This is a genomic window from Bordetella muralis, from assembly GCF_054781015.1.
In genome coordinates, this window is the sequence record NZ_BAAGVF010000006.1 from 1220706 (window position 1) to 1237815 (window position 17110).

16 protein-coding genes are annotated in these 17110 nt (G+C 58.7%); 14 read left to right on the top strand and 2 right to left on the bottom strand.

All coding sequences use genetic code 11. The features are described from left to right. Positions 1–125: 125 nt before the first annotated feature. From ACYVIT_RS16530 to ACYVIT_RS16560, 7 genes are all read left to right on the top strand, one after another. The gene (locus tag ACYVIT_RS16530; protein ID WP_415805859.1) at positions 126–566 is read left to right on the top strand and encodes an ester cyclase; all 441 of its coding nucleotides are present in this window, start codon (positions 126–128) and stop codon (positions 564–566) included. Between the two features lie 109 nt (positions 567–675). Beyond that, on the top strand, positions 676–1632 hold the full coding sequence (locus tag ACYVIT_RS16535; protein ID WP_415805860.1) for a Bug family tripartite tricarboxylate transporter substrate binding protein: 957 nt from the start codon (positions 676–678) through the stop codon (positions 1630–1632). Between the two features lie 25 nt (positions 1633–1657). After that, positions 1658–2422 (top strand): SDR family NAD(P)-dependent oxidoreductase, encoded by a 765-nt coding sequence (locus ACYVIT_RS16540; protein WP_460478255.1) that lies wholly within the window; start codon positions 1658–1660, stop codon positions 2420–2422. 12 nt (positions 2423–2434) lie between these two features. Then, positions 2435–2965 (top strand): VOC family protein, encoded by a 531-nt coding sequence (locus ACYVIT_RS16545; protein WP_415805862.1) that lies wholly within the window; start codon positions 2435–2437, stop codon positions 2963–2965. 61 nt (positions 2966–3026) lie between these two features. Next, a complete protein-coding gene (locus ACYVIT_RS16550; protein WP_415805863.1) occupies positions 3027–4049 on the top strand; it encodes a LacI family DNA-binding transcriptional regulator in 1023 nt (340 codons plus the stop codon). A 17-nt stretch (positions 4050–4066) separates the two neighbouring features. After that, the gene (locus ACYVIT_RS16555) at positions 4067–4573 is read left to right on the top strand and encodes a 2,4'-dihydroxyacetophenone dioxygenase family protein (RefSeq protein WP_415805864.1); all 507 of its coding nucleotides are present in this window, start codon (positions 4067–4069) and stop codon (positions 4571–4573) included. Between the two features lie 41 nt (positions 4574–4614). Next, entirely contained in the window at positions 4615–5409 is a 795-nt protein-coding gene (locus tag ACYVIT_RS16560) for an SDR family NAD(P)-dependent oxidoreductase (RefSeq protein ID WP_415805865.1), read from the top strand. Between the two features lie 44 nt (positions 5410–5453). Here ACYVIT_RS16560 and ACYVIT_RS16565 read toward each other — a convergent pair whose 3' ends face one another. Next, entirely contained in the window at positions 5454–7907 is a 2454-nt protein-coding gene (locus tag ACYVIT_RS16565) for a DNA internalization-related competence protein ComEC/Rec2 (protein WP_415805866.1), read from the bottom strand. 295 nt (positions 7908–8202) lie between these two features. Here ACYVIT_RS16565 and ACYVIT_RS16570 point away from each other — a divergent pair, with 295 nt between their 5' ends. Both ACYVIT_RS16570 and ACYVIT_RS16575 read left to right on the top strand, forming a co-directional pair. Next, entirely contained in the window at positions 8203–8811 is a 609-nt protein-coding gene (locus ACYVIT_RS16570) for a helix-turn-helix domain-containing protein (protein WP_415805867.1), read from the top strand. Next, positions 8808–9383 carry a GNAT family N-acetyltransferase gene (locus ACYVIT_RS16575; RefSeq protein WP_415805868.1) on the top strand — a complete coding sequence of 192 codons (576 nt, stop codon included), beginning with the start codon at positions 8808–8810 and terminating at the stop codon, positions 9381–9383. The genes ACYVIT_RS16570 and ACYVIT_RS16575 overlap by 4 nt, the downstream gene beginning before the upstream one ends. Here the strand turns inward: ACYVIT_RS16575 and ACYVIT_RS16580 are convergent. After that, on the bottom strand, positions 9368–10084 hold the full coding sequence (locus tag ACYVIT_RS16580) for a 2OG-Fe(II) oxygenase (RefSeq protein ID WP_415805869.1): 717 nt from the start codon (positions 10082–10084) through the stop codon (positions 9368–9370). The two genes, ACYVIT_RS16575 and ACYVIT_RS16580, sit on opposite strands and share 16 nt — an antisense overlap. A 278-nt stretch (positions 10085–10362) precedes the next feature. Between ACYVIT_RS16580 and ACYVIT_RS16585 the strand changes: the two genes are divergently transcribed. The 5 genes from ACYVIT_RS16585 to ACYVIT_RS16605 all read left to right on the top strand — a co-directional run bounded on the left by ACYVIT_RS16585 (position 10363) and on the right by ACYVIT_RS16605 (position 17060). Beyond that, a complete protein-coding gene (locus ACYVIT_RS16585) occupies positions 10363–11583 on the top strand; it encodes a CaiB/BaiF CoA transferase family protein (protein ID WP_415805870.1) in 1221 nt (406 codons plus the stop codon). 26 nt (positions 11584–11609) lie between these two features. After that, the gene (locus ACYVIT_RS16590) at positions 11610–12401 is read left to right on the top strand and encodes an enoyl-CoA hydratase/isomerase family protein (protein WP_415806031.1); all 792 of its coding nucleotides are present in this window, start codon (positions 11610–11612) and stop codon (positions 12399–12401) included. A 97-nt stretch (positions 12402–12498) separates the two neighbouring features. Continuing rightward, entirely contained in the window at positions 12499–13722 is a 1224-nt protein-coding gene (locus ACYVIT_RS16595; protein WP_415805871.1) for a CaiB/BaiF CoA transferase family protein, read from the top strand. Further along, entirely contained in the window at positions 13719–16049 is a 2331-nt protein-coding gene (locus ACYVIT_RS16600) for an acyl-CoA dehydrogenase (protein WP_415805872.1), read from the top strand. The genes ACYVIT_RS16595 and ACYVIT_RS16600 overlap by 4 nt, the downstream gene beginning before the upstream one ends. A 33-nt stretch (positions 16050–16082) precedes the next feature. Beyond that, on the top strand, positions 16083–17060 hold the full coding sequence (locus ACYVIT_RS16605) for a Bug family tripartite tricarboxylate transporter substrate binding protein (RefSeq protein ID WP_415805873.1): 978 nt from the start codon (positions 16083–16085) through the stop codon (positions 17058–17060). Positions 17061–17110: the final 50 nt, after the last annotated feature.

Here is a 17110-nt window from a genome sequence, read left to right on the forward strand (position 1 = left end):
GGCCGGCTCTGAGCCGAAACAATAAAATCGTTTCCGCAAAATCATGGTTATCCCTAATTAATAGCCGCTTAAAACGCCATGATAATTTGTGGAAACGTTTCCACAATATCAATCAAAGGCAGACAATGAATCAGGAACTCCAGGCGGCTCGTGTACAAACCGTGATCGATCACATGGCGCTCGAATGCGTACAGGAATGGGATAAGGTCATCGACACGTTCGAGCACCCCCGCTATGAAATGCACTCAAGCGGTGCAACGTTTGACGGCGTCGATCAGGTGATGGGCTACTTTCATTCTTCGCGCGCCTCTTTTCCTGACCTGAAAAACGAGATCATCGCGGTCGCCGCAGCCGAGGGGACAGACACCGTCCTGGTTGAGTTCTGGCTCACCGGTACGCATAAGGGCCCCTTCTCCGTTGACGGCAAAACGTATGAGCCCACAGGCCGCACCTTTCGCGTGCGTATGGCTGCGACATTCGAATTCGCGCCCAATTCCGACAGAATCATTTGCGAACGCCCCTACAGCTGTCAGAACGCAAAGTTGCGTTCACTAGGGTTGCTGTAAAGCTCATCGGCGCTGTCAAAAGGAGGCGGCGTCGCCTGTCGCTTATCGAGCATGACATAAACCGGCGTCAACGAGCGCACGGAAAAAACGACCTCTCAGGAGACCAAAAATGAAGAAACTATCTGCCGCTGCAATGATGGCGGGCTTGCTCATATCCGGCGCCGTACATGCCGACTACCCCGATCGTCCGATTCGCATGCTCTTGCCGTTCTCCGCCGGTGGAGGCGGAGATACGTTGGGGCGCATTCTCGCCGAACGATTCGCCGCGGAACTCAAGCAACCCGTCATCGTGGAAAACAAGCCCGGGGCGGGCGGAACCATCGGGATAGCCACGGTGGCCAGATCCGCGCCTGACGGCTATACCATCACCATCGGCGGAATGACCACACATGTGCTTTCCCCATTGGTCTACCAGAATCTGTCTTATGACCCTATCAAGAGCTTTACCTCATTAGGCGCAATCGGAAACTCGGCGATCATCGTCATCGCCAACAACGACTTCCCCGCCAACAATGTTGCCGAGCTGCGCAAGCTCGCTGATTCCAGGAAAGAACCCGTGCAATATGCCAGCTGGGGAGTCGGCTCGACGGGCCATTTCTGCGGTGAAGTCATGGCGCAGAAAGGCAACGTCAAACTCACGCATGTGCCCTATAAAGGAACCACGCAAGTCATGACCGACGTGATCGGCGGGCATATCGATCTGGGCTTTGTCGACATGGCCACGGCCACGCCCATGGTCACGCAGCACAAAGTAAAAGCGCTGGCAGTCTGTACCAAGCGATCCCCGAGCACACCGGACGTACCCAGCTACAAGGAACAGGGGATTGATTTCGACCGGGATTTGAACTGGGCAATGTATGTCCCCGCCGGTACCCCTGCCCCCGTTGTCCAGCGGCTCTCCTCGACATTGGAAAAGGTTCTGAAAGAACCGGACGTTATCCAGAAACTGCTTGGCCTGGGGATCACCGCGAACTATATATCCGGACCCAAACACGAAAAAGCCAACGCGGCAGACATCGAGGCCTGGCGCGCCGTCGCCAAAGAGGCCGGAATCAAACCGCAATAAGTCAGTGAAGACATCCCCAATGCCTATGAAACTGCTCGAAGGCCGTGTCGCAATTATCTCCGGCGCGTCGCATCCCAAAGGAATTGGCAAAGCCACCGCACGCTTGTTCCTGGAGCACGGCGCACGGGTCGCCATAGTCGATCTGAATGAAGACGCGATCAGGGAAAGCGCGCGCGATCTGGGCGCAGACGAGTCCAGCCTATTGCCACTGACGTGCGACGTTGGCGATCCTGAACAATGCGCACGCGCGGTAAATAACGTCCGCACATGGTCGGCTGACCGAATCGATATCTTGGTGAACAATGCGGCCATCACACAAAAAGCAGTCTTCCAGGACATCGCTGATGACGACTTTGACCGGCTCGTCCGCGTCAATCTCAAAGGTGTCTTCAACCTCAGCAAAGCCACCGTGCCGTTCATGATCGAGAAGTCTGCCGGCAGCATCATCAGCATCTCCTCACTGTCCGCGCAGAACGGCGGTGGGGTCTTTGGCGGCGCACACTACTGCGCCGCCAAAGCCGGTGTGCAAGGGCTGACCAGGGCCATGGCCAAAGAACTCGGCGCTCACAACATCCGCGCCAATGCCATTGCCCCAGGACTGATTACGACTGATTTTTCCCGCACGGGGCGGTCCGACGAGAGCAAAGACCAGGCCGCACAGATCTGGCCATTGCAGCGAGCGGGGCGCCCCCATGAAATCGCCGGCGGGTGCCTATTCCTGGCGAGCGACCTGAGCAGCTATATCACCGGCACCACGTTGGATATCAACGGCGGCGCCCACATGAATTGATGAGAGACCGATATGAGTATTTTCTTTAAAGGCGCACGCCAGGTCGGCTACGTGGTGCGAGACATCGAAAAAGCCATGAAGCATTGGTCCGATGTACTCGGCGTCGGCCCCTGGTTCTATAAAGAAGAGGTCGGAACGACAGAGTTTCGATACTACGGCAAAGCCTCTGAACCGCCTCGGCTGTCCATCGCACTGGCGAACTCTGGCGACCTGCAAATCGAACTCATCCAGCAACGTGACAATGCGCCTTCACTGTATATGGACTCGCTAAAGCAGGCTGGCGAATGCGCGCAGCATATCGCGTACTGGACGCTGAATGAGTTTGACGCCTTTACCGCCAGGTTGCTGGAACACGGCTACGTGGAGGGCCATGGCGGGCAAATGGGAACGAGAGGCCGTTTCGCCTATTTCGTTCACCCGGACCTGCCCAGCGGCATGATCGAAATCTCTGAAATGAAAGGCGGTAAAGGCGAATATTTCGATGAGATCAGGAAAGCCAGCGACGGCTGGGATGGCTCGGCCCCCATTCGCCGACGATCATAAGGTAGGTCACGAGCCTGAAGACAGTGTATGTTAGCCAATTTTGGCACGGGCAAATGCAAACATGAAAGACCGTATCACTATCCGCGATGTTGCGAAGAAGGCCGGCGTTTCGCTCGGCACGGCCTCACGCGCGCTTAATCGTACAGGCAGGGTGAGCGATGCCGCCATCGCCGCGGTCAACCAAGCCGCGCGTGAGCTTGACTACAAGCCGGACGTCGTCGCACGCAGCCTGCGCACCCGCTCGTCCGGCGTCATCGGTTTGCTCGTGTCCGATCTGGCCAACCCTCTGTATGCGAGGATCATCACCGCTGCCGAGGCTGCCTTGCAGGCAGAGGGATATTCCCTGCTCGTGGCCAGCACACACAATGAACGCAAACGGGAAGAATCCCTGATCGAGATTTTCCGCGGCAGGCGTGTCGATGCCTTGATCCTGGGACCCTGCGAGAGAGAATCTGCCGAGCTCATTGAAAAGCTGAGCCAGGATCTACCCGTCGTCGCTCTGGATCGCGACTTTAGCGCCGGCTCGGTCGGCGTCCTGGTAGATCATTGCGCGGGGGCCTTTCAGGCCACGCAGTATCTATTGAATCTGGGACACACCCGCATCGCCCTGCTGACGCCAGGGACAGAACTCCGAACGGGTAAAGAACGGATTGCGGGATTCCGCAAGGCATTCGAGGCCCGAGGCCTGACTCCCGATTCAGCCTTGATTCGAGCCGAACGCTCTGCCATGCAGTTCGCCTTTGCCGAAGCGATGTCGCTGCTGTCGCACGCAGAACGTCCAACCGCATTCCTGTGCCTCGGTACGAGAATTCTTTCAGGCGTTCTCCAAGCCATCCGCCATACCGGTCACTCCGTTCCGCAAGACGTCAGCGTCATCAGCATCGGGGATACCGATCTCTCCCAGCTTTTCAGTCCCACCATCACATCGCTGAGTTGGGACCTGGAAGTCATGGGGACCTGCGCAGCGCAGTTGGTTCTCAAGCACCTGGACCGGCAATTACCCACCGCCGCGACCGACCGCATTGCCATCAAAACGCAATTGATACTGCGCGAATCATGCGCCCCTGCCACACCACCCAGTTGATTTTTCAAGGAGTAGTCATGGCATTACCCGATACCATCACCCACCAGGATCGTCTGCTGAGCGTCAACATCGCTGACGGCGTCGAACTGCCTGGTTCCGCCCCCGGCTCGACCATCACGCCGCTCTTTCTCGACCGAGAAAACGGCGTCTGGGTGCTCTATGGAAAGTTCGCACCGGGAACTCGGCTGCCTACGCATTTCCATACCGGAGTGGTTCATTTCTTTACCACCAAAGGTCAATGGAACTACCTCGAATACCCGAACGATCCGCAGACGGCGGGGAGCTATCTCTACGAACCTGGCGGCTCCGTGCATACGTTCTCTGTGCCCGAAGACGCCACAGAGTACGCCGAGGGTTTCATGGTGGTATTCGGCGCCAATATCAATTTCGTCGATAACGAGTTTGCCAATATCCGGGATGCCGGCGCCATTGAAGACTCCATCCTCGCCGCTGCCAAAAAGGCAGGCCTGCCTATTCCCCGCTACATCAGGCCAAAGGGCGGCGCTGAATTCACGCGCGATTAATAAATGTGCATCCCGCAGTCCCAAACACGTTGAGATAAAAAATGAGACTGGCAGGCAAGATCGCCCTGGTGTCAGGTGCAGGAACACTGAAGAAATCCTTTACCTCTGCCGATCAGGTAGGCAACGGTGCAGCCTGTGCCATACGGTTCGCGCGAGAAGGCGCCAAAGTGATCTGCACGGACAGATCGCTGGATGCTGCTCAAGAAACGGTTGAAATGATTCGTGCAGAAGGCGGAGACGCTGCTGCGCTGGCACTAGACGTCACCGACACCCCGCAGATCGACGAGGTCGTGAGGAATATCGCCAGCCGTCACGGCGGCATCGACGTTCTGCACAATAACGTGGGAATAGAGATTCAGGGTGATCTGCTCGCTGTCAAAGACGACGAGTGGGATCAAGTGATGGCCGTCAATCTGCGCGGCACAATGGCCATGTCCCGCGCCGTCGTACCGTACATGCGTCAGCACGCAGGTGGCTCGATCATCAACGTCTCTTCTACGGCCAGCCTGAAATGGAGCCCAATGCAGTTTCTGTCGTATAGCACGGCGAAAGCCGGCCTCAACCACATGACGCGCGTCATTGCCCGGCAATATGCCAATGAACAGATCCGCTGTAATTGCATCGTTCCGGGCATGATACGCACGCCGCACGCTGACGCGCTGTACGCCAATGAGGCCGAGGCAGCAAAAGGCCACGAATTCCGGGATTCGCGATGCCCCATGGGCCGCCAGGGAACCCCTTGGGACATCGCAAATGCCGCGTTATTCCTGGCCTCTGATGAAGCCGCCTACGTCACGGGCACACTTTTAGTGGTGGACGGCGGGTCGAGTCTGTGAGGCATCAATCGCATGCACGACGCAGCATGTAAGCGCACCACCGTCTATTGTGGTTCCCGATGCCAGTATCTGCGCGAGACATCCGCCTGCGCCTCGATGCGCAGTCCTCGTCCCCGGTCGGAAATAGCCACAGTGGCACCATGATGATCAGTACGCCAGAAAGTCGCCCCAGCCTCGCGCCAACGCGCTTGCACCGCGGCCGCAGGATGCCCGAACCGGTTCATGTACCCGGCCTGCGCAATGACATGCTTTGCATCGGCCGCCCACACTAACGCCTGACCGGACGATGTCGCTGAGCCATGATGCGGTGCTATGACCACATCCATGCGCGGCAGGCCATGCACCATGCGACGCTCTTGCGCAATGCCGATATCGCCTGGCAGCAATGCGGTATGCGCTTTGCCTTGAATCATCAACACACAACTGCGCGCGTTGCCCGGGCCGTCGGTTTTAATCGCGGCATCGGGATGCAAAAATCGAAACTGCACGCCGTCTACGGTCCATGCTTGTCCAGCATGACAACGCTGCATGGATTGAGGCATTCGCACCTCGGTGAAAAGCGCTGATGCCGTTTTGCCCGCGCCGTGCTTGCGTATCAACGCCGATAAATCGAATGAGCTATAGGATTGGTCCACCACCAACGAGGACAACACGCTGCGCACGCCACCGGCATGATCCATGTCTGCGTGAGACACCACGAGCCCATTCAGCACCCGATGCCCTCGGGCACGTAAATATGGCACGACAACGCGTTCTCCAGCATCATTCCCCTGCCGCGTCATCGGCCCCGTATCGAACAGCCACACCTGTGTCGCCGTCTCGATCACGATAGCGCTACCCTGCCCCACATCCAGCGCCGTCAACGTCCAGTATCCAGGAGCAGGCCGCTCAGGCCGCCAACACAACATCGGCAGCATCAACAACCATGCGGCCGTACGCAAAGGCAAGCCATACGGCTGCACGGCCCACGCCACGCCAAACAATGCCAACGCCATCCAGGGCCATGGCGCGGCGGCGACATCCAACACTGCCCAGTTCGAGGCGCTCATCCACTTTACTGGCACCATCATGGCATCGAAAATCCCGTGCCCGAGAATGCCGGCCCCATGAGCCAGCCACTGCAATCCGGGTATGGTGCTCAACAGCGCACAGGCCAACGCCAGTGGTGTCACTAGAAAACTCACAATAGGGATGGCATACACGTTGACCAGGGGCGATGCCAAAGACACCTGTTGCATCAGATAGGCCAGCAATGGCACCAGACCCAATGTAATGGCCGACTGTACCCAGCCGAACTCTACAAGGGCCGCGCGCAACCGCCCCCTCCAATCGGGGCGTTCGCGTCGCCCGCCTGAATCCATCGATGCCCCTACCCGCAACAAGATCGCCACAGCGCCAAACGACAACCAGAACCCTGGCGCCAGCACCGACCAGGGATCCAATAGCGACACCACGGCACCTGCCAGCGCCAGAATCCGCGAGGGCGACAAAGGCAAGCGCACCATGGCAGCCAAGGCCACTACCGCCAGCATGAAAAAGGTACGGCGTGCGGGCACGCCCCACCCTGCCAATAAGCAATACAACAATGCGACCCATAACGCAGCAGCTGCACCTACGACCTGCGCAGGCAAATACTCGGCCACCCGCACAGTTCGCCAACGTGCGCGCCTCCATAAAAAAGCGGTCGCCACCCCACCCACTGCCGCGATCAAGGTGACATGCATGCCGCTGATCGACACCAGATGCGTAATGCCTGCGCGGTTGAATATCTGCCAATCGACACGCTCAACGGCGGCTTGATCCCCCATAGCCAAAGCGATCAATACCGGTGCATAACGGCGTTTCTCCAACGCCTGTCGCATGCCATCCCGCATCCAATGACGGACACGCTCGATCAGGATGCCAGGGCTATGCCAAGGCTCATCCCCCAACAAGCGAGGCACGCCGCGCACCGTCGCCGTCGCGCGAATTCCCATTGCGAATAATCGTCCCTCAGCGTCATAACCGTGAGGATTGCGCGCGCCATGAGGTTGACGCAGCACCAGCGCCATGCGCCAGATCTGACCGGGCTTCAGCGCTGGCAATGGGGCACCAGACTGTGCATGCCAACTCACAGCAATACGCGACGGAATGCCTTCGGGACGAGGTTCATCAACGTCCGCCATGAATCGGTAGTGTTTTCCATCGCCTTGCGGCAAATCAGCGATCCGCACAATCAAGCGGCTGACCACATCATGATGAGCCCAGGCTAGCGCATCGTCCAGGCGCAGTTGAGCTTGCCATAAGGCAGAAGCAGCGCCGATGCATAGACCCAATACCGATGCACAACCAAGACGAGCCAGCAGCAAAAGCGACGTGAATCGATGTATAGATGGGGACGCAACTGGCGCTGCAAACCACGCCCTTGCGATATACCACGACACTCCTGCCATAAGCGTCAACGCCAATAGCGTCGGCGCGAACCACCGCTGCTGCGGCAAGACCGGCAGGCACTGCACCCACCCCGCTCCCGCGACAACGCCCAGCAACAACAAACGGCCAGTAATGTTCGACTCCCAAAATGCACAGCATAGGAAGTACGTTCAGACGTAGGTAGAGGCAGTGAATAAAAATATCCGTGCGTAAATACCGCAGCCTGAAAATATCGCCTGCCATGAATGAAAGTCACATCGGTGTAAAAACTGTCAGTGTTTCAATGCAGAGATGCCGCGGGGAGCGCTCTAGCAACATCATGTTGACAGGTCTCACCTCAGATATCTAGAATATTAGAAATAAATTTCCAATATTGTAGAAATGACCGATTCATCCCAGGACGTCAACACTCTGATCGCCCGGCGATTACGCGAATTGCGCGATGGTCAGGGCTGGTCGCTCGACGAATTAGCGGAGCGCAGCACGGTCAGCCGCTCCGCTATCTCGCTGATCGAGCGGGCACAAAGCAGCCCCACTGCCACCGTACTCGACAAACTCGCCATGGCGCTGAATGTGCCGCTGGCCTCGCTGTTCGAGCCTGATGCGTGTCAAAGCGAAACGGCCCCTTCGCCGTTGTCGCGGGCAGGCGAACAGCATTCGTGGGCCGATCCGTCCTCGGGCTACATACGCCGCAATTTATCGCCCTCGTTTCCTTCGCCTATCCAACTCGTGGAAGTCGAGTTTCCGGCCAAGCAACGCGTCGCCTACGACACCGCCATTCCCGATACGGATATCTATCAACAAGTCTGGCTGATCGAAGGCACCATGGATATCTCAGTGGGTGCTGAACAATGGCGGCTGAAACGCGGCGACTGTCTTGCCATGCGTCTGGACAGCCCTATCGTCTACCACAACCCCACCAACAAGCCCGCGCGCTATCTCGTAGCACTGGCTCGATTGGCGTTTAATAAACCCCGGAAACAATCATGAACAGCAGCGGAATCAACATACGCCGAGTCGATGGCCATGACGCCGAGGCCTGCATACCAGGTTTGGCCGACATTCTGATAGATTGCGTAGAAGGCGGCGCCTCGGTCAGCTTCATGCTGCCCCTCTCGCACGACAAGGCAATACGGTTTTGGAAAAATGTGACCGATAGCGTCGCACGCGGTGAACGAGTGCTGCTCGTTGCTGAGGACGCGCAGGGGCAAGCCGTCGGCACCGTGCAACTCATCATGGACCAGCCAGAGAATCAGCCACACCGCGCCGACATCGCAAAAATGCTGGTCCACCGCCGCGCACGCCGCCAAGGCATAGCCGCGCTATTGATGGCCGAGATTGAACAGGTCGCCCGGCATGAGGGCAAGAGCGTGCTGGTGCTGGACACCACGACAGGCGGGGACGCAGAGCGCGTGTACGCCCGCGCAGGTTGGCAACGGGTGGGCAGCGTGCCTGACTATGCATTGATGCCTGATGGGACGTTGAGCGGGACGACTTATTACTACAAGCTACTGGAAACGAAATCCCGAACAGCAGGCACACAGTCTCATCGAGCGTCGTGAAAGATCAAGCCCGCCGTGTATCGTTCTCCGCTTCGAAGCCGGCTGACGCCATGCCGCATGGCGGCTTTGCGGATGCCGCGTTTGCCAATTTCGGGCCGTTGATTCACGGTAAACACCACCGCATCGCCTTGTTTCAACGGCACCACCTCTACGCGCTGGCTTCTCGCCGACAGACCGGTCATCACAAATTCCCCGCCGGTGAAATCCTCGCCAGGCTTGGACAACAACATGGTCGCCTGCAGCGGAAAAACATGCTCGCCATACAGGTCGCGATGCAGGCAGTTGTAATCGCCCTCGGTGTAATGCAGCATCAACGGCGTTGGCCTCGTTTGGCCAGCGTCGTGGCACCGCTGCAAGAAGGCATCCAGTTCGTCTGGATACTGCACATCGATCCCTAGCTGCTGATTCCAGCAATTGGCGATCGGGGCCAGGCCGCGATATAGCTCGTGACGCAACTGGTCTATCAACGGCGGCAATGGATAAGCAAAGTACTTGTACTCCCCCCTCCCAAATCCGTGACGGGCCATGACGATGCGCGAGCGAAACGCGTCGTCTTTGGCGTAAAGCGCGGCGAGGGCTTGGCACTGCTCTGCGTTCAATAGCCCGGGCAGTACCGCATTTCCATGAGTATCAAGCGAATGTTCGATGTCCGCCCAATCGCAGGTCAAGGCAGGCCGTTCGCGTTTGGCTGTGGTTTTCACCGGTATCCCTCCCCGTGGACTAACAGGATGAGATCAGTATAAAAACCCTGCGTCATGCACGACACCCCGGTCTTTGCGGTCGAATTTATTCTGATCCACGGCGCGTGATACGCATGTCAGTCCTGGCCTGTGTCCGGAGGCCTCTCGTTATGGCTCCCATGCCAACCATCGCCCCACCTTGACGCCAACCACATAACAGCTTTGTCTATCGGACCCCTGCCTTTTCGCAACGGGAATTCCTAGACTGGCAACACGTTACAGGAATCAAGGAGAGGGTCTTGCCTGCGCTGTTGTCGAATATCAAAGTGCTGGATCTCAGTCGTGTGTTGGCAGGCCCTTGGGCCAGCCAGATTCTGGCCGATCTGGGCGCAGACGTCATCAAGGTGGAACGGCCCGGACGCGGCGACGATACCCGATCCTGGGGGCCGCCTTTTCTGAAAAACGGCGCAGGCGAGGACACCAGCGATGGGGCGTATTTCATTGCGACCAATCGTGGCAAACGCTCGATGACCCTGGATCTGCAGACTCCGGAGGGGCAAGAGCTCGTCAAAACGCTATGCCGCGACGCCGATGTGGTGCTGGAAAATTACAAAGTCGGGACGCTGGCGCGCCTGGGCCTGGACTATGCCGCACTGTCTGCTATCAATCCGCGACTGATTTACTGCTCTGTCACGGGTTTTGGGCAGACCGGCCCGCGCGCGGCGGAGCCTGCCTATGATTTTCTCATCCAGGCCATGGGTGGCTTGATGAGCGTGACCGGCGAACGGGATGATAAACCCGGCGGAGGCCCGCAGAAGGTCGGCGTTCCTATTGTGGATCTCAGTACAGGCGTTTACGCCGCGCTAGGCATTGTGGCGGCATTGCTGCGCCGCACCCAGACCGGCCAAGGCGAATACGTCGATGTCTCGATGCTGGATGTGCAGGTAGGCCTGCTGGCCAACCAGGCAATGAACTTTCTACTGGGTAACCGCATCCCCAAACGCACTGGTACCGCTCACCCCAATATTCAACCGCAGCGCACGTTCAGTTGCGCCGACGGTGACATCATCATTGTGGTCGGCAACGACGCGCAATTTGTCGCCTTATGCGATGTCATTGAGCAACCAGAATTGGCCCAGGACGCCCGCTATGCGACCAATAGCCAGCGTGTCAAAAACCTGGAAAGCCTGGATCCGATACTGGATGCCGTCTTTGCCAGCCAGCCCCGGGCATATTGGCTGGACAAGCTCAAGCAGGCAGGTGTGCCGGCCGGCTCTATCAACAACGTTGCCGAGGTCTTCGATGACCCGCAAGTGCAGCATCGCGCAATGCTGCGCCACCTGCCTCATCCCGTCGCGGGCTCGGTCCCCCAGGTCATGAACCCCCTGCGCTTCGGCCATTCGGATTTGCGTGTCGATCGCGCTCCGCCGCTATTGGGTGAACACACGGAAGACATTCTCAACGAGCTGGGAATGAGTGCCGAACGCATCCAGGATTTGCGCGCCCGAAAAATTATCTGATTCATTACAAGGAGACAGCTTTGACTATGCCCCCCGCTCTGCAAGGCCCCTATACCGCCCTGGATGTCACGCTGGACGACGGTGTCGCCGTGATTCTGCTGGCCAATCCGCCCGTCAATGCGCTCTCGACAGAGATGATGAACGAACTGTCGTGGGTGCTGGACCGCATCTCCGAGACGCCAGAGGTCAGAGCGGTGGTGCTATCGGGGCAAGGCAAGACGTTCTGCGCCGGCGCCGATTTGAAGAACCGTGCCGCCACGATCAAAGGACCGGGCGACCTGCCCCAGCACTCGCGCAGGACGCGAGAGTGTTTTCACGCCATCCGGGAATGCGCCAAACCGGTCATCGCAGCCATCAATGGCCCAGCCCTGGGTGCCGGCCTGGCGATCGTGGCCTCTTGCGACATCCTGATTGCCGCGACGACTGCCACGGTAGGCCTGCCGGAAATCAATGTCGGGCTGTTGGGCGGCGGCCGTCACGGCATGCGCTTGTTCAGCCACTCACGGCTGCGCCGCATGATGCTGACGGGACTGCGAGTCGATGGAAACGAGCTATACCGGTTGGGCATTGTCGAGGCTGCCGTGCCGTCCGACACGCTGATGGACGAGGCCATGACATTGGCGCGCGAGCTCGCCTCCAAGAGCCCGCTCGCCTCGGTGCTGGCGAAACAAACGCTCAATGCCATCGAGGAAATGAGCCTGCGCGATGGTTATCGCTACGAACAGGACATGACGGCCGCCATTGCAAAGACGGAAGACGCACAAGAAGCGCGGCGCGCCTTTCTGGAAAAACGCCCCCCGGTTTTCCAAGGTCGATAAGTCATCCGATCCGCTCGCCAAGAGCGGGCACCGTAACGAGGCAAAAAGCCTGTTTAGGGCCCTGCCCGCCACGATTCCAACAAACAAGGAGACATTCATGTCAGGAGCGCTGGACGGCGTAAAGGTATTGGATCTGAGCCGTGTGTTTTCCGGCCCCTGGGCTGCCCAGATGCTGGCGGATTTCGGTGCGCATGTCATCAAGGTCGAACGCCCTGGCCGCGGTGACGACGTGCGCCATCAGGGCTACAAGATGCCAGGTCCTGATGGCGCCCCCAGCAGTGAAACTTCGTCGTTTGTGGCCATGAACCGGGGCAAGCAATCGCTGACCATCGATATTTCGCGCCCGCAAGGCCAAGACTTGGTTCGCCGCCTGGCGCAGAAAGCGGACATTCTGATTGAGAACTTCAAGGCCGGCGATTTGCGGCGCTATGGCCTGGACTATGCAGCGTTATCGGAACTGAATCCGCGGCTCGTCTATTGCTCGATTACGGGATTCGGACAGGACGGTCCCTATAGCCATATGCCCGGATACGACCCGATCTTTCAATCGATGAGTGGCTTGATGAGCGTCACCGGCGTCCCCGACGGCGAACCGGGCGCCGGCCCCGTCAAAGCAGGCTATTCGGTATCCGACCTGACTGCGGGGTTCTACGCCGTGTGCGCCATGTTGGCCGCCCTGCATCATCGCGACCAGCATTCCGGCCGTGGACAGCACATCGACCTGGCGCTGCTGGACGCCCAGATCGCGGCCATGTCGCATATCGGCATGAACTATCTGGCGACGGGCGAGTTGCCTATGCGTACGGGGTCGTCTTCCCAAATCACGGCGCCGTTCAGGGCTTTTGCCTGCGCAGATGGACATCTCATGGTGGCGGTTGGCAATGACACCCAGTTTCAGAGTTTCTGCAACGTAATCGGCCTACCTGAGTTGGCCAACGATCCGCGCTTTGTCACCAATCCAAAGCGCGCAGCGAAACAGATCGAACTGTCCAGCCTGATAGAACCGGCCATGCTCACGAGAAAAGTCGGTGATTGGATCATCGCGCTGGAACAGGCCAAGGTGCCGTGCGGGCCGATCTATACGATGGATCAAGTATTCGAAGACCCTCAAGTCAAGCATAGACAGGTATTGGGACAGATGCCGCATCCCAGCCTGGGGTCCATGCCTTTCATTCGCAACCCCATTCATTTTTCGGGCACGCCAGTGACAACGGACCGGCCGCCTCCCTTGCTGGGAGAACACACGGCCGAGGTCCTGACCGATGAATTGGGACTCACCGCACAAGAAATCGCGCAACTACAACAGGACGGCATCGTATGACCTGCCCCGATCCCTCTCTGATCGAAGAAATTCGCGATAGCGCACGAGACTTTCTGCAACGGCTGGATCAAAAGAAGCGCAAACGTCTGCATGCGCCGCTCGACCGGGACTACTGGCGTGCCATCGCGGATGTCGGCTGGCTGGGGCTGGCAGTGCCCGAACAACATGGAGGGTTGGGTTTAGGCTGGCATGCCATGGCAACCGTGATGGAGGAAACTGGTCGAGCCCAGCTGCCCGAACCCCTGATCGGCGCTGCCATACTGCCTGCTGCTGTCCTGTCCCGCCTGGACGACCCGCAGGGCGCGCATCTCCGCGAATCTCTGATACAGGATATCTGCGCCGGTGAACGTATCGTCGCACTCGCATGGCAGGAAACCGACGGCCAGCTGGAGACCGAAGACGCCGCAGGCGCGTTTGGCGTCAATGTCACCTGGCTCGAGAACACCTATGTGCTCAATGGCGAAAAACGCCACGTCATTCCAGGCAACGATGTTGACGGCTGGCTCGTGTCCGCCGACGGAGAACAAGGGCTCGCCTTGTTTTACGTTGCAGCCCGAACCCCCGGCGTGCACGTCCACCCCTATACGCGTGCAGACGGCAGCCGGGCCTGCCATCTGGTACTGGAGTCCGTCGCGGTACCTCCTGAAGCATTGATTGCCCGGCATAACGTGGCAGACGCGATTGACACTGCACTGGACCTGAGCCGTCTCATGCAATCTGCCGAATTGATAGGCGCGGCTCGTCAGGTATTGGCGGACACGGTCGCCTATCTGAATACGCGTCAGCAATTTGGCAAATCGTTATCCTCGTTCCAAGCCTTGCAACACCGGCTCGTTGATACCACGCTGCAGGTCGAGTTGGCGGCAAAGAGCCTGTTGAATGCGCTGAATAACCTCGAGCAAGGTGATCGCGCTGCCGTCCGCGCGACTGCCAGCCGAGTAAAAGCACGCGCCGCCAAAGCCGGAGTGCAAGCCGGGCGTCAAGCAGTGCAATTGCATGGTGCCATCGGATACACCGACGAATGCGACGTCAGTCTGTATTTCAACAACGCTTTGCATCTGGCCTCGTGGCTGGGCAACGCCACGGCACATCGGCAGCGGTTTCAAGCGTTGACGCCTATTCCCCCACAAACGGATGAAGACGATCACGAGGCCCCGGTCGCGAACGAGTCCTTTCCCCGTCATGCCGACTGGAACACAATGCCGGAGGACGAGTTTCGCGCCCTGCTTCAGCGTTTTTTCCGGCGCCATTACCCGTCGCACTTGCGCCATGTGGCGCGGCGGTTGCATTGGAGTGAAATCAAAGACTGGTATTTCACGCTTTCCCGCCAGGGCTGGATCGCACCGTCCTGGCCGCTGGAACACGGCGGCATGGCCTTGTCTCCGTCGCGGTTGATCGCCTACATCGAAGAAGCCGAACGCTACGGCGTAGCACGCGCCCCGGATCAAGGCCTGGTCATGCTGGGGCCCATCCTGTTTCGCTACGGCACTCAGGCACAGCGCGACCGATTTCTGCCCGGCATCCTGTCAGGCGAAGATGTCTGGGCCCAGGGATATTCAGAGCCTAACGCGGGCTCGGATCTGGCGGCAGTCCGCTGCGAGGCTGTCATTGACGGCGACGATCTGATTGTCACCGGGCAGAAAACCTGGTCTACCTTGGCTCAGGATGCCTCGCATATGTTCATGTTGGTACGTACCGACAAGACAGTCAAAAAACAGGCGGGCATCAGTTTCCTGCTGGTCGATCTGCGCACACCGGGCGTCACCCGCCGCCCGATCCGGACACTGGCGGGCCACGAAGAATTTTGCGAGGTGTTCTTTGACCAAGTCCGCGTCCCACGCAGCAACATAGTGGGCGAGTTGAACGCCGGCTGGACCATTGCCAAGGCCCTGCTCGGTTTTGAACGCTTGTTCAGCGGCAGCCCCAAGCATGCCAATCACACGTTGCAGCAGATATTCCAGCTCGCACGCCAGCGAGGCTTGCTGACGGATCCCGCCTTTTGCGACCGCTTGGCCGAACTGCGCATGGATGCGGCTGATTTGACTGCGATGTACGAGGTCTTTGCCGACATGGCTCGTGCCGGCCAGCCGTTGCCACCCGAACTGTCGTTACTAAAAATCTGGGCCACTGAAACGCACGAGCGTCTGGGCGCGCTGTTGATTCAAGCCACCGAAGAGTATGGCGGCGCGGCGATCGAAGAGGCACCTGGAACAGTGTACGCACTGGCTCCGTATATCAACGCCATGGCGGCCACTATTTTCAGCGGCACCAACGAAATACAACGCAATATCTACGCCAAACAGGTTCTGGGTTTGGACGTGGCATAACTCGCGCAACCATCGCGCCACAAGGAGACATTCTTGAAAAACACTCGCGCCATCCTGGCCGCCGCCTTTGCCCTGGCACTAGGTGCAGCACAACCCATTGCCGCACTGGCGGCTCAAGCCTGGCCCAATCAACCGATACGCCTGATCGTGCCCTATCCGCCTGGCGGCTCGGTCGATAGCCTTGCACGGGTACTGGCTCCTACCCTGGGCAAAAAATTGGGCCAAACCGTTGTTGTAGAAAACAAGGCGGGCGCGTCGGGCACCATCGGCGTAGACGCCACGGTACGCGCCACACCGGATGGATCGACGTTTGGATTCGGCGTCCCAGGCGCGATATCGGGATTACCGCACGTGATGAAGGTGCCCTACGATGTGTCCAAGATCCAGTACGTGTCGCTCGTCGCGCGTATTCCCATGGTGTTCGTGGTCAACCCCGCATTGCCGGAAACATCCTTGCCTGCCTTTGTCGATGTCGCGAAACAGCATCCCGGGAAATACAATTACGGCTCGGCAGGTAATGTGACCACGCCACACCTGGGGGTGGAATTGCTGAAGCAACAGACGGGAATCGATATCGCGCATATTCCGTACAAAGGCGCCGCGCCAGCCGTCACGGCGCTGCTGTCCAACGAGGTGCAATTGTTCCTTGGCGATGCTTCGGCAGTGCTGGGGTTCATCAAGGCCGGAAAATTGCGCGCACTGTCTGTCGGCAGCACCGAACGCTTTGAGGGGCTGCCCGATATCCCTACGACCAAGGAACTGGGATTTCCCGGCGTACAGGTCGAATCGAACTATGGTGTCATTGCCCCGACCGGTACGCCCCCGGATATTGTGAACAAAATGGCCTCGGCGATTGCCGAATCACTTGCCGATCCCGAGCTGCATCGCAAGATGATCGATCAGGGCGCCGTGCCGGCAGCCACCACGCCGGACGAATACCGCTCGCTCATGGAGGCCGAGTCAAAGAAATGGGGGGACGTCATCCGCCGAGGCAAATTGGGACTGCAGTAAAGAAACTGTCCTGATAACGAGGGCACACACTATTGAGGCTGCGCCCCGCC

Coding starts and splice junctions, on each gene's coding strand:
- ACYVIT_RS16600 (WP_415805872.1), top strand. CDS start 13,719: ATGACCTGCCCCGATCCCTCTCTGATCGAAGAAATTCGCGATAGCGCA.
- ACYVIT_RS16550 (WP_415805863.1), top strand. CDS start 3,027: ATGAAAGACCGTATCACTATCCGCGATGTTGCGAAGAAGGCCGGCGTT.
- ACYVIT_RS16595 (WP_415805871.1), top strand. CDS start 12,499: ATGTCAGGAGCGCTGGACGGCGTAAAGGTATTGGATCTGAGCCGTGTG.
- ACYVIT_RS16590 (WP_415806031.1), top strand. CDS start 11,610: ATGCCCCCCGCTCTGCAAGGCCCCTATACCGCCCTGGATGTCACGCTG.
- ACYVIT_RS16555 (WP_415805864.1), top strand. CDS start 4,067: ATGGCATTACCCGATACCATCACCCACCAGGATCGTCTGCTGAGCGTC.
- ACYVIT_RS16570 (WP_415805867.1), top strand. CDS start 8,203: ATGACCGATTCATCCCAGGACGTCAACACTCTGATCGCCCGGCGATTA.
- ACYVIT_RS16575 (WP_415805868.1), top strand. CDS start 8,808: ATGAACAGCAGCGGAATCAACATACGCCGAGTCGATGGCCATGACGCC.
- ACYVIT_RS16560 (WP_415805865.1), top strand. CDS start 4,615: ATGAGACTGGCAGGCAAGATCGCCCTGGTGTCAGGTGCAGGAACACTG.
- ACYVIT_RS16545 (WP_415805862.1), top strand. CDS start 2,435: ATGAGTATTTTCTTTAAAGGCGCACGCCAGGTCGGCTACGTGGTGCGA.
- ACYVIT_RS16540 (WP_460478255.1), top strand. CDS start 1,658: ATGAAACTGCTCGAAGGCCGTGTCGCAATTATCTCCGGCGCGTCGCAT.
- ACYVIT_RS16530 (WP_415805859.1), top strand. CDS start 126: ATGAATCAGGAACTCCAGGCGGCTCGTGTACAAACCGTGATCGATCAC.
- ACYVIT_RS16535 (WP_415805860.1), top strand. CDS start 676: ATGAAGAAACTATCTGCCGCTGCAATGATGGCGGGCTTGCTCATATCC.